At 59.9% G+C, this 12,842-nt stretch carries 10 protein-coding genes and 1 tRNA gene; 4 read left to right on the top strand and 7 right to left on the bottom strand.

Annotated features, from left to right (window positions below; all coding sequences use genetic code 11):
- The 3 genes from AXK12_RS00455 to tig all read right to left on the bottom strand — a co-directional run.
- A partial coding sequence (locus AXK12_RS00455) for a ClpX C4-type zinc finger protein (RefSeq protein WP_331709109.1) occupies positions 1 to 270 on the bottom strand: 270 nt, incomplete at its 3' end.
- A 27-nt stretch (positions 271 to 297) separates the two neighbouring features.
- Complete coding sequence (locus AXK12_RS00450; protein ID WP_068710812.1) at positions 298 to 924, bottom strand: ATP-dependent Clp protease proteolytic subunit; 627 nt, start codon at positions 922 to 924, stop codon at positions 298 to 300.
- Positions 925 to 1,064: 140 nt separating this feature from the next.
- On the bottom strand, positions 1,065 to 2,423 hold the full coding sequence (gene tig, locus AXK12_RS00445; protein WP_068710811.1) for a trigger factor: 1,359 nt from the start codon (positions 2,421 to 2,423) through the stop codon (positions 1,065 to 1,067).
- A 186-nt stretch (positions 2,424 to 2,609) separates the two neighbouring features.
- Between tig and AXK12_RS00440 the strand changes: the two genes are divergently transcribed.
- The gene (locus tag AXK12_RS00440; RefSeq protein ID WP_068710810.1) at positions 2,610 to 3,407 is read left to right on the top strand and encodes a hypothetical protein; all 798 of its coding nucleotides are present in this window, start codon (positions 2,610 to 2,612) and stop codon (positions 3,405 to 3,407) included.
- Between the two features lie 22 nt (positions 3,408 to 3,429).
- Positions 3,430 to 4,635 (top strand): alanine racemase, encoded by a 1,206-nt coding sequence (gene alr, locus AXK12_RS00435; protein ID WP_068710809.1) that lies wholly within the window; start codon positions 3,430 to 3,432, stop codon positions 4,633 to 4,635.
- 93 nt (positions 4,636 to 4,728) lie between these two features.
- Here alr and AXK12_RS00430 read toward each other — a convergent pair whose 3' ends face one another.
- The 4 genes from AXK12_RS00430 to AXK12_RS00410 all read right to left on the bottom strand — a co-directional run bounded on the left by AXK12_RS00430 (position 4,729) and on the right by AXK12_RS00410 (position 10,365).
- The gene (locus AXK12_RS00430; protein WP_068710808.1) at positions 4,729 to 6,105 is read right to left on the bottom strand and encodes a UDP-glucose 6-dehydrogenase; all 1,377 of its coding nucleotides are present in this window, start codon (positions 6,103 to 6,105) and stop codon (positions 4,729 to 4,731) included.
- Positions 6,106 to 6,168: 63 nt separating this feature from the next.
- A complete protein-coding gene (locus tag AXK12_RS08675; protein ID WP_156468739.1) occupies positions 6,169 to 7,431 on the bottom strand; it encodes an MFS transporter in 1,263 nt (420 codons plus the stop codon).
- 521 nt (positions 7,432 to 7,952) lie between these two features.
- Positions 7,953 to 9,980 (bottom strand): ATP-dependent zinc metalloprotease FtsH, encoded by a 2,028-nt coding sequence (gene ftsH / locus AXK12_RS00415; RefSeq protein WP_068710805.1) that lies wholly within the window; start codon positions 9,978 to 9,980, stop codon positions 7,953 to 7,955.
- A 291-nt stretch (positions 9,981 to 10,271) separates the two neighbouring features.
- Positions 10,272 to 10,365 (bottom strand) — tRNA-Ser (locus AXK12_RS00410).
- Positions 10,366 to 10,686: 321 nt separating this feature from the next.
- Here AXK12_RS00410 and AXK12_RS00405 point away from each other — a divergent pair.
- Both AXK12_RS00405 and AXK12_RS00400 read left to right on the top strand, forming a co-directional pair.
- Entirely contained in the window at positions 10,687 to 11,562 is an 876-nt protein-coding gene (locus tag AXK12_RS00405; protein WP_068710804.1) for an SMP-30/gluconolactonase/LRE family protein, read from the top strand.
- Between the two features lie 101 nt (positions 11,563 to 11,663).
- The gene (locus AXK12_RS00400) at positions 11,664 to 12,431 is read left to right on the top strand and encodes an SDR family NAD(P)-dependent oxidoreductase (protein ID WP_068710803.1); all 768 of its coding nucleotides are present in this window, start codon (positions 11,664 to 11,666) and stop codon (positions 12,429 to 12,431) included.
- The last annotated feature ends 411 nt before the right edge of the window (positions 12,432 to 12,842 follow it).

Genomic DNA, 12,842 nt, shown 5'->3' with positions numbered 1-12,842 from the left:
GGGTTTGATTAAGCGAAAGGGTTGCCCGCCCGCCGCCCCCGCCTCGGTTTCGTTCGCAGTATCGCCCTCCGCTCCTGCGAGCCCGCCCGCCGCGCCGTGTGCCGCCGCATGCGCAGCGGCCACCTGCATGAGCTCGCGGTCGAGGATCGTCTTGCACAGCGAAACGCAGGAGTCACAGATGAAAACGCCGGGGCCGGCGATGAGCTTTTTCACCTCGGACTGGGTTTTTCCACAAAATGAGCAGAGGGTCATACGCGAGGATTTGGCCATTTCTGGGTAAGCAGTTTCGTCAATTCATCAAGCGGTCGGCGACTGCGGCGCATTAAGCGCCGCGGCATCCTTAGTCGGCTCCATGACGTGGTCGACGAGCCCGTAGTCGCGCGCCTCATACGCATCGAGGTAGTAGTCGCGGTCGGAGTCTTTCTCGACTTGCTCGACGCTCTTGCCGGTGTGTTTGGCTAAAGTCTCGTTGAGCGTCTTTTTCCAGCGCAGGATTTCTTTGGCCGCGATGGAGATGTCGGCAGTCTGCCCGCCTGCGCCGCCGCTGGGTTGGTGCATCATTACGCGGCTGTTGGGCAGCGCGTAGCGTTTGCCCTTCGTGCCCGCAGAGAGCAGCACGGTGCTCATACTCGCCGCCATGCCGAGGCAGTAGGTGGCAATGTCGCACTGCAGGAAGTTCATCGTGTCGTAAATCGCCATGCCGCCGGTCACAATGCCGCCGGGCGAGTTGATGTAGAGCTGGATGTCGCGCTTCGGGTCTTCCATTTGCAGGAAGAACATTTGAGCGATGACGAGGTTGGCGACTTGGTCGTTAATGGGGGTGCCGATGAAAATAATCCGGTCTTTAAGGAGCCGCGAATAGATGTCCATCGACCGCTCTCCGCGGCCAGTGTTTTCCAAGACGATGGGGACGTAGTAGCTCATGGTTAAATTTCCGGTGATTTGTGCGCTCCGCACGGCTTGTCCGCACAGGGCGCGTTACGAGAAGAGAAGATTGGGGAAAGGCAAACGAGCGGCGGCGGCGCGCTCGGCACTCCCCCACACACGGCGCGCTGCGAGCTGACTTAGCCGCGCGCCGCTGCGGTTGCTGCAAGTGCGGCGGTCTCCTCGGCGGAGAGGACGGTGACGCTCGCTTTGGACACTACGAAGTCAACGGCCTTGTCGAAGAGGATGCTGCGCTGGAGCGCGCGCACGGCCTCGCGGTCTTTGGAGAGTTCTTGCACGACTTTGTCGGGCGACTGCTGGGTGCGCATGGCGTGGTTGAGGACGTAGTTTTGCATGTCTTCGTTCTCGACCTTCACCTGCTCGGTCTCGGCGATGCGCTCGCATACGAGCTGGAGCTTCGCGCGCTGCGTAGCCTGCTCGCGAGCCTTCGCGTAAAGCTCTTCCTTGTTCTTCTCAAAAACATCCTCAGGCACGCCTTGGCGCATGTTTTCGCCGATCACGCGGCGCAGCACCTGCTGGGTCTCGCTCTCAACGAGCGACTCGGGCACCTCGAAGCTCACCGCCTTCGCGATCGCATCCATGACTTGGGCGCGCTTCGCGCCGTGGACGTCGCGCTCTTTGGCGAGTTTGAGGTTGTTGGCGATGTCAGTCTTTAGCCCGTCGAGCGTATCAGCGCGGTGCGCCTTCAAAAACTCCTCGTCGATCTCGGGGAGGATACGCTCGCGGATTTCCTGCACCTCGATCGCGTAGCTCGCCGCCTTACCGGCGAGAGCGGGCGCAGCCGGAAACTCGGCGGGGAAGCTCACCGCGACGGTCTTTTTGTCGCCCGGCTTTAGCCCGGCGATTTCGTTACCGAGGCCCGGGATGATGCCGTCCTCCTCGCTCTCCACCTCGACCCAAGTCTGCGGCACTTTACCGTAAATTTGTTTCTCGGGCACGAGCTCAACGATGGCTTGGCCCTCAACCGTGCCTTCGTAGGCGAGCTTCACGTAGTCGCCTTTTTGCGCGGCGCGCTCGGTAGTCTTAAACTCTGCGCGGTCGGCGCGCAGACTGTTAAGGATTTGCTCGACCTCGTCGTCGCTGATCTCGACTGCGGGCACCTTGACTTCGAGGCCCGTGTAGGTGGGCAACTCAAACTGCGGCACCACATCAACGGTAAGCGTCACGCTGGCCTCTGCCCCGACCTTAATCTCGCCCGGCTCCACATTGACGAGCGTGAGCACGTCGAGCTTTTCCTTTTCGTGGCCTTCTTTGTAGGCGCGCGAGACGACCTTTTGCTGAAGCTCACCCGCGATTTCCTTGGCAAACTTGCGCTCAACCAAGCTCGCGGGCGCTTTACCGGGACGGAAGCCCGGAAGCCGCACTTGGCGGACAAACTCGGCCACGACCGCCTTGCGCTCGGTGGAGACTTCTTCGGAGCTAAGGGTGACGACTAGGCTTTTGCGCGTGTCGGAGAGGGAGTTGAGTTGGACGTTCACAGAAGATTAGGAGGGCGAGTCGTTTGAAGAAAAGTGGCGATTAGTATTTTGGGCTTATGGCCGGTCAAGGCCGCTCTAAATGGACGCGCCAAATAATTATGCCACGCCATTTTGCACACGGCGGCGGGCAGCGCCCCCACTTCGACCGACTCTCGGCGAATTCTTCCCCTAAAAACCCGCACAGTCTTGCACGACTCACAGGCCCAGCCTTTCGTCGTCCGCTTTATGCCCAGCCTCGCCCAACTCCTCGCTACGCATGGCCATTTGCTCGTCCTCGATGCAGCCAGTGCCTGCGTTCAAGTCGGCTGGCTCTCCGCCCACGAAGCGACTTGGGCCAGCTCCACCGACGAGGCGGGCAAAGCCCTCTTTTGCGGCATAGACACAGTGCTAAACGCCGCCCCCAATCGCAGCATCGCCACCGCCGGCGCCTTCCTTTTTTGCGAAGGCCCGGGCTCGATCCTCGGCATCCGCACCGCTGCGACCGCAATTCGCACTTGGCTCACGTTGCACCCGCAAACGCCCGCTTACTCCTACCAAAGCCTCGCCCTTCTCGCGCACGGACTCGGCGACGCCACACTCACACTCATCGCCGATGCGCGCCGCGACCACTGGCACGTCCAAAAACTCGGCCAAGCACTCCGCCAAGTGCCGAGTAGCGGACTTCGCCACGCCCCCAACGCAGAAAATCCTGAACCTTCTGACCAAAGCACCCTGACACGGGCCAACGAGCCGCTGCAAAAAAAACAGGTCTACGGCATGCCGGAGGGATTCCGCCACTGGACAACGCCACCGCCGAATCTCACCCGCGTTCCCTACGACCTCGAAACGCTCTTTGCCAACGAGCGCGTGCAAGCGGCCCAGCTCTTCACGCCCGCACACGAGCCAGACGCCTTTCTGCACAACGAAGCGACCTACAAGACTTGGTCTCCCCAAATCCACCGCCCGCCCGCTGCGCTAAACACACCCGCAGCCGCCACCAAGTAAAACCGCCTGCGCCACCGACCTCATGAAGCCGCACGTCAATAGATGCTGGGCGCAAATCGACCTCGCCGCCCTGGAGCGCAACCTACGCCGCATCCGCGCCACGCTCCCCGCCCACATGCGCTACGTCGCCGTCGTCAAGGCCGACGCCTACGGGCACGGCCTGCACCACGCCGCCGCGCGGATGATGCACTCGGGAGCCGACCTCTTCGCCGTCGCCAACGTCGCCGAAGCCGCGCAACTCCGCGAGCTCGGCCCCGGCTGGCCCATCCTCGTCCTCAGCCCGCTCCTCCTCGAAGAAGACCCACTCCTCGCCGAGCTCGACCTCGCCGCCACCATTTCCAGTGCGCAAGAAATCGCCCGCTTCGACGCCGTAGGCCGCGCCGCTGGCCGCCGCCTAAAAGTGCACCTCAAAATTGATACCGGCATGGGCCGCCTCGGTGTTTGGCATACAGACGCGCACGCGCTCTATGCGCAAATTACCGCCGCCCCGCATCTCGAACTCGCGGGCATCTACACCCACTTCGCCAGCCCCGACGAGGACGCCGCCTTCACTGCGGAACAACGCCACTGCTTCCTCGACGCACTCTCACGCTGCGAAGCCCTCGGGCTTCGGCTCGACCAGTCACTCTTTATCCACGCCGACAACAGCGCAGGCCTCGGCACGCTTCCCGAAGGCGGCCGCCCTTTTAACGCCGTGCGAATCGGCCTCCTCCAATTCGGCATTCAGCCCGCCCCGCACGCCCTGCTCACCCAAGTCCACACCGAGCCTGTATTCAGCTTTCACACACGCATCGGCCTCGTGAAAGAGCTCCCCGCGGGCACCACCATCAGCTACGGCCGCACCCACCGGCTCGCCCGCGATACGCGCGTCGCAATCCTCTGCGCCGGCTATGGCGACGGCATCCCACGCGCCCTCAGTAATCGCGGCCAAGTCCTCGTCGGTGGCCACCGCTGCCCTATCCTCGGACGCGTCACGATGGATCAAACCATTTTGGACGTGAGTGCGCTCCCCGCAGTCGCTTGTGGCGACGAAGCCGTCCTCATCGGCACGCAACCTACACCCAACACCGCGCAACCCAGTTCCGAGCCCGCCGCAACATCCCCCGCCCCTCTCGCTCAAATCGACATCGGCGAGTTCAGCCGCTGGGCCGACACCATCCCCTGGGAAATCCTCTGCTCAATCACCAAACGCGTCCCCCGCCTCTACCAATCCCCATTGGGGATTTGAGGGCGGACTCGCTCTCCAATGGTGTTACATACACGCGCGCTAACGCGCGCGCGGCGAAATAAAAGGGGCGGCGCCCCGCCACATAAAGGGTGTCTACGACACTACCTTGCCGATGGCTTCGACGCGGAAGCCGATTTCGCGCAGCGCGGCGTGGTCGAGCAGGTTGCGCCCATCGAACACGAAGGCCGGCTTGCTCATCCCTGCGTAGATCGCCCCGAAGTCCAGAGTCTTGAACTCATCCCACTCGGTCAGGACGGCCACAGCGTGCGCACCCGCACAGGCCTCGGCAGCACTCGATGCGATTTGCAACCGATCGCAGTCGTCGCCCGCGCTCGGCCCGCCCACGTCGCGCCGGATCTCCTCGGCACTCACCTTCGGGTCGTAGACGACGACTTGTGCGCGCTCGCCGAGTAAATCGCGGCAAACGGTAATCGCCGCCGATTCACGCGTGTCATTGGTGTCCTTTTTAAACGCAAAACCGAGCACCGCGATTCGCTTGTCGGCGACCGTGTTAAAGAGCGCATTGACGATCCGGCTCGTGAAACGCCGCTTCTGCCAGTCGTTCATCTCGACCACGCCTTGCCAATAGGCAGCGACCTCGGGCAACCCGAAGTGCTCGCACAGATAAGACAGGTTGAGGATGTCTTTTTGGAAGCACGAGCCGCCAAAGCCCACCGACGCTTTCAGAAATTTCGGGCCGATTCGGCTGTCCTTGCCAATCGCGTTGGCGACCTCATCGACATCAGCCCCCGTCGCTTCGCACAGCGCGGAGATCGAATTAATCGACGAAATCCGCTGCGCGAGAAACGCGTTGGCAACGAGCTTCGAGAGCTCCGACGACCAGAGATTGGTCGTCACGATCCGCTCGCGCGGCACCCAGCGCGCATAGACATCGACCAGCGTTTGCAGCGCACGCTCCCCACTCGGCGTCCTCTCGCCACCGATAAGCACACGGTCGGGCGCAAGTAAGTCGGCGACCGCCGTTCCCTCCGCCAAAAACTCGGGATTCGACAACACCTCAAACGCCACCCCCGGACGCGCATTAGCCGCGAGGATAGTCTGAATCGTCCCGGCGGTTTTTACCGGGATGGTGGACTTTTCGACGATGATTTTGGGGCCGCGCGCCTCCTCCGCCACAGTGCGCGCCACCGACTCGATGTAGCGCAAATCCGCCGCACGACCCGCGCCCAGTCCGTAGGTCTTGGTCGGCGTATTCACCGACACGAAAATGATGTCCGCCTCGCGAATCGCCGCGCGGACTTCTGTCGAAAAAAACAGATTTCGCCCGCGACACTCCTGCACCACCTCGTCGAGTCCCGGCTCGTAAACGGGCAGTTTAGCCGAGTTCCACGCGGCAATCCGCGCCGCGTTCATATCCACCACGCGGACCTCAATATCGGGAGCTTGCTTGGCGATCATCGCCATCGTGGGCCCACCAACGTAACCTGCTCCTATACAACAAATCTTCATAAGTAAGAGACTTACGAGACTGCGTAGCACAGGCCAAAAATCCAAGACCGATTTATATTAAGTTTAGCGAACGGTGCGAATGCCCTGCGGTGACGGCGGCGCGAGCCAAGCTTGGCCCACCCACGCCACCGCAAAAGTCAAGGCACCGAAAGCGCTCACCCCATAAAACGCCCGCGCTGGCCCTGCCCAGTCTACTACCGGCCCCGCAACTGCCGCCCCCAGCGCCATCCCGACGAGAGGACTCACCAAGCCCCAAGTCATACTCTCGGTCAGCCGCGGCTTCGCGACCAAGCTCTCAATCAGCCCCATCGAAATAATAATCGTCGGTGCACTCATCCCGCCCGACAGGAAGCAAAACAATGCCAGCCCCCAAAGCCCGCCAACAAAGAAGAACAGCAGCGTGCTCGCGAAGAATACTCCCGTAACAACCAAAAACTGACGGCGCAGCGGCAAGCCCCACGCCCGCCGCCCGTAAAGGATTCCGCCAATAAACGAACCGACAGCACACAGACTAAGCGGGTAAAAAATCTTTCCCGGTACTCCGAGTGCCTTCGCAAAGGCCGTCGTCGCCACCTCCACGACGCCGAAAAACCCGCCGAAGCCCAAAAGGGCCAACGACGAAATCAGCACTACAGGCATAAAAATCGCCGATCGATCCCGCGCGACTTCGCTTGCTCGCCCCTCATCCGCCGCTGGCGCGGGCGGCGACTGGTGCGCAAGCGCGGGCGGTTCGCTCTTCCGCTGCGCGCAAAACACCAGGCCGCCCAAAGTAAAAAGTAGAGCCGCCGCCGCGATTCCCGACTCAGGAAAAAGCCGCGTCGTGCACCAAATCACAATCAACGGCGCACAGGTCCAAACCATCTCCTCGCAAAGCGCTTCTAGCGAAAACGCCGCACGCAAAAGCGGCGTGCCCGAATACACATGCGACCAGCGTGCACGCGAGAACGCGCCAAAATTTGGAATGCAGCCCGAGCCCACCGCGCAAACGAACAAAGCCCAAGCCGGCCACATCAGCCGCGCGCCCAACATCAGCGCGACGAACGCCGTAACCGTCACCCCCATCGCGGGCAGCGCGATTCGCGATTGCCCATAGCGGTCGGCCAGCCGTGACAACTGCGGCGCAATCAGCGCATTCGACAAAATCGCCGTGCTCGCGACCAAACTCGGCAAACTGTAATTCGTCCGCGAATGCGTGAGCATCATCACAATCGACAGCGTGATCATCCCCGAAGGAAACCGCGCAATCATCCCCGCCACGAAAAACCACAGCGTCCCCCGCGCCGCGAACAGTTGGCGATAAGGATTAGCAGAGGCGGTAGAAGACACGGGAGGAGACAACAATTCGGACATAAACAACCGACAGGCGAAGCAACTGCTGCGCCCCTCAGTTCCCGCTTTCGACACTATTCCCGTCCGGTACGAAAAGATACTACGCCCACATCATAATAAGACTCCAAGAGAAGTGCCACAACCCCCACTGCGCGTGAGGCGGCAGCCGCAGGCTGTTTTATTTGGCGGCGGTCAGTGACCGCTCTCTCTGAGCTTCCACTGCGCGTGGGGCGGCAGCGTGTCGCTGCACCCATTTACAGAGCCGCTTGGTTGCCGTGCATTCGCACAGCAGCCAAGCGGCTCTGTGAAAAGGACCACAAACTTTGGGATGGGAGTTTACTGGTGATTTTCCCCACCTCGCCCAAACGGGTTATCACCCTACTTTCCCCTCCCTGTCGCAACGCGCCAGGGGGGAGTGCTTTCAAATTTGGGATTTCGCTTTCGCGCAATAGCGCGATGAGAAATCCCAAATTAAATGGAAGCGGTCACTGACCGCCGCCCCACGCGCAGTGGAAAACCTAGGCTGGGCTGGGGGCGGGTGTGCCTTCGAGCGAGGGCATGACCGGCTCGGTTTCCTGCGCTGTCGTGCCCTCCTCGGCGAGAGTTGGAGCGGGCTTTGGCTTAGGCGGCGGCGAGACGATGACCGCACTCTTAATTTCGCCGTGTGCGAGGATTTCGAGGATGTGTTTACCCTCGATCGTCTCGTATTCGAGCAGAGCCTCGGCGATTTTATCGAGCGCGGCGCGGTGCGAGTAAATCAGCTCTTTGGCGCGCGCGTATTGCTCTTTGAGGATACGGGTCACCTCTTCGTCAACTTTACGCGCGGTGTCTTCGCTAATGTGGCGGGAGCGCGTAATGTCGCGCCCGAGAAAGACGGTGTCTTGGTTTTCGGCGAGATCCACGGGGCCGAGCGCACTCATCCCATAATCGCAGACCATCGCACGGGCGATTTTTGTGGCCTGCTTAATGTCGCCGCTCGCGCCGTTGCTAAAGTCGCCAGTGACAAGTTCCTCGCCAATGCGGCCGCCCATCGCCATCGCGATTTGGTCGAGCAGCTTTTTCATCGGGCGCGTGAGAATGTCCTTCGTCGGGATGTAGGTCGTGCTGCCGAGGCTTTGGCCCCGCGGGATGATGGTGACTTTGTGAACGGGCATCGTGCCATCGTCGAGGAGCCCCTGAATAATGGCGTGTCCGGCCTCGTGCCAAGCGATGAGCCGCTTTTCGGACTCGTCCATAAGGCGGCGGTGCTCGCGGCCAAAGAGGACTTTTTCGCGCGCATCCTCGATGTCGATCATCTCGACCTTCTCCTTATTGCGGCGGGCTGCGAGAAGTGCCCCTTCGTTGAGGAGATTGGCTAGGTCTGCGCCCGAGAAGCCCGGCGTGCCGCGCGCGATGAGTGCGGGGTCAACGCCTTCGGCAAGCGTGATTTTTTTCGCGTGGACGCGCAGGATTGCTTCGCGGCCCACGATGTCGGGCAAGTCCACAGTCACTTGGCGATCAAAGCGGCCGGGGCGCAGCAACGCGCTATCGAGCACGTCGGGCCGGTTGGTCGCGGCGATGATGATGACGCCGTCCTGCGTGCTAAACCCGTCCATCTCGACCAAGAGCGAGTTAAGCGTCTGCTCGCGCTCGTCGTTACCGCCGCCGAGTCCCGCTCCGCGCTGGCGGCCCACTGCGTCGATTTCATCGATAAAGATGAGGCAGGGCGCGTTTTTGCGGCCTTGCTCAAACATATCGCGCACGCGGCTCGCGCCGACGCCGACAAACATTTCCACAAAGTCCGAACCAGAGATGGAGAAAAATGGGACGTCCGCCTCACCCGCGACCGCTTTGGCGAGCAGCGTCTTCCCCGTGCCCGGAGGCCCAACCATCAACATGCCTTTGGGAACGCGCCCACCGATGGCGGAGAATTTTTTCGGGGCTTTTAGGAACTCGACGATCTCGCTGATTTCCTCCTTCGCCTCATCGCAACCCGCGACGTCCGCGAAAGTGATCTTCTCTTTATCGCGCGTGAGCAGCTTTGCCTTGCTTTTGCCAAAACTGAGTGCGCCCCGCCCCGCCTGTTTGAGCTGCCTGATGAAGAGAAAGTACAAGAGCCCGATAATGATGACGAAGGGGATAACGTTCGCCAAAATCTGCGACCACATCGTGGTGGCCGGTTGCTCGACAAAGCGCGCCGAACGCTGGAGCCGCTCTAGGTTTGAGTCGGTAAGGCGGCCCGCCGAGCGGAAGGCCGTAGTCGTCTGCTCGCTGTCCGGCCGCAGCAACATGGGCTCGCTCAACTCGCCCGTCACCAGTGACCAATCGCGCCCGCCCGATAGATCGGGCTTAATGACGCCTTCCTTGATACCGCCACTTTCGGCGAGCTCGACGACTTGCTGGATTTTGAGCGTGATGGGCGAGCCGAGGCGGGCAGGCGACCACAACAAGAGCGACGTCAAAGTCAGCGCGACCAGTAGCCAGATAAGCAGCACCTTCGGCTGAAAGCGGTCTGGAGGGAGGTTTTTCAGAGGGCGGCGGCTCTTCTTGTTATCGGAATCGGGCATGGGGACAAATAGGAGTGAGTGTGGACGCTGCATGTTCCACGTCGCGAAGTCAATTGGCGCGGTCGCGTAGTCGCTCTTACTTAGCGGGAAACTTAGCGAAAAACCGACCTACCTATTAAGAATGTCCTTCGCTAACTGCGCGCCCAAATCCAAATACGACCTGTGCGGCGTCAACTTTTCAGTCCGTGCTCAACTTGGGCGATTTCGAGTTTCCGAGCGAGCGCAGGGCACCGACCTGCCGCAAAAGTGATGCCCCTTGTTTTGGCAAAAAAGTGAGACGGTCTTAGACCGTGGCGGAGAGAGAGGGATTCGAACCCTCGGTAGGGAATTTAAGCCCTACAACGCTTTAGCAAAGCGCCGCTTTCGACCACTCAGCCATCTCTCCAATTCCAAGCGGGAAGCTCGGAGGCAAACACCTCGCCCCCAAACCGCAAGCCTGTTCTTTCATTTTAGGCTGAGTCGATAGTGGCCAGTAAGGCTTTGTATGGGAGGATTTTAGGAATAAAGCGTTACGGATTGAGGGAGGCTCAGCGGGCGAAGATAATCAGATTTTGTCAGGGACGGTGACCAATCGCGGGCGAACGGCTTTAATCACCGCTGGCTGGCCAATGAAATCCAGCCCCGCCACCGCTGTTTTAGACTTGCTAGGTCGCTCGACCAGAGCACGGCTAACCGAAGAACTACTTAACCCATCAAGGAGCAAATCATGTCTAATATAGCCCACTGCGTAGTCGACTGTCACAACACACTAGGCGAAGGCCCGCTTTGGGATGTACGCGAGCAGGCGCTCTATTGGGTCGATATCTTTGAAAGCCGTTTGCACCGGCTTACACCGGCAACTGGCGAAGTGCGCCATTGGGACATGCCCGAGCGCATTGCGAGTGTTGCGCTGCGCGATCAAGGGGGCCTTGTCATTGCCTTTGCCTCAGGGCTGGCATTCTATGACTTGGATAGCTCTCGGCTCGACTGGATCGCACGCCCAGAGGCCCATCTGCCGAGCAACCGTTTCAACGACGGTAAGGTGGATCGCATGGGCCGATACTGGATCGGCACCTTGGACGAAAGCGGTCCCAACCACACAGCGGCACTCTACCGCTTGGACCCTGATCTGTCGGTGCACAAAGTGTTAGACGGTATCGGCATATCGAACTGCCTTGTCTGGTCGCGCGAGAACGACCGCTTCTGGTTTGCTGACTCGCTTGACAAGCAAATATCGGTTTTCGACTACGACCATTCCGCAGGAACCCTCTCGAACCGTCGGCCATTTGCGGATACCATCGGCACGGACTATACCCCCGATGGCGGCACCATCGACGCAGAGGGCTTTATCTGGGTGGCAGTTTGGGGCAGTGGGAAAGTCTTCCGCTTCGCGCCAGACGGGCGCATTGTTGGTGAAGTCCACCTGCCAGTGAGCAATCCAACGAGCTGCATGTTCGGTGGCCCTGATTTGCGCACCCTCTATATCACCAGTGCGGCAGAGGGTCTTACGGACGAGGCACGGGCGGCACAACCACAGGCGGGCGGCCTGTTTGCGGTAGATGCGGGCGTCGCAGGCCTGCCCGAAACGCGCTTTCGCGGCTGATATTTCGTGTATCGCCAATCCTGAGAGCTACGCGAACAACTACGGCTTTCTCCCAGCGATCTTGCTGGGCTTTCCCCACACCATCCCTCCAACAACTCAGTATGAACCGATTTAATGATAAAGTCGTACTCGTCACCGGTGCCGCCAGCGGTATCGCGCGGGCGACTGTCGAATATCTGAATGATAACGGTGCCCGCGTCTACGGGATCGGCCTAGAGGCCAATATAGCGCAGGGCTTCTACGCCGGGCGTGATCCGTCGTCCTGTGTGTTCAAGGAAACGGACGTGCGTGATACGGCGGCTATCCAATCCGCTGTCGATGATCTGCAGAGCCGTTTTGGCCGGCTAGACGCGGTAGTTAACTGCGCGGGTATCTACCCCAACGGTAAGCGTGTGGAGGAGTTGAGCGATGAAGAGTGGGACAACGCCTTGGCGATCAATCTAACCTCAATCTTCAAAGTCTGCCGTGCGACCATGCCGCTCTTGCGCCGTAGCGGCGGAGGCTCCGTGGTCAATATAGCCTCCGTACACGCCGAGGCCACCGTCCCCGGCGTCCCCGCCTATGCCGCAAGCAAAGCCGGCGTCGTGGGCTTGTCCCGGCAAATGGCACTCGACTATGCCGTTGACCGTATCCGCGTGAACGCGATTTTGGTCGGCTCGGTAGCGACTCGGATAACACTGGATGATATAAAAGCAGCAGGCGGAGCCGAAGCACTGGGGCTTACCTTCGAGCGCAACAGTATTGCCCGCATTGCCGACCCAGTGGAGATTGCAACGTCGATTGGGTTTCTGATTTCCCCCGAAGCATCCTTCGTGACCGGCAGTGCCTTGCAGGTCGATGGCGGCTTGCTGGCGCGACTACTCAATTGATTCTCTATTTCTGGGGCTATACTAGATCAGGGTTTATATCTGGCACCAGCCACCCAGGATTTTGAGTTCACTTTTTGGGCAATAGTGATTGTACATTATATTATTATGACAGCTCATTGCCGTTTGATAATGACTCATTCCAACTGAGATAAGCAAATGTAGTGCGCGCCCCCTCTCGCCCTATTTATAACATTATTAATGCCCCCACTCTCAAATAAGGAAAAACTGAAAGAACTAAACTACGTTAATAACGCCGTTAACTCATTTGCAACAAAAGACCAAGTAACTTCACTAAAAGCGACACTGAAGTTCTAAAAGCCGAATTACTACGCCCCCGCTTAATTATGCTAAGCGGGGGCACTTTTGTTATGCAGAAATAGATTTAAAGCTGCTGCGCCTCTGCTGGAAATC

It is taken from the genome of Cephaloticoccus capnophilus (assembly GCF_001580045.1).
In the GTDB taxonomy this organism is placed as follows: domain Bacteria; phylum Verrucomicrobiota; class Verrucomicrobiia; order Opitutales; family Opitutaceae; genus Cephaloticoccus; species Cephaloticoccus capnophilus.
This window is presented reverse-complemented; position numbering and strand designations above follow the sequence as displayed.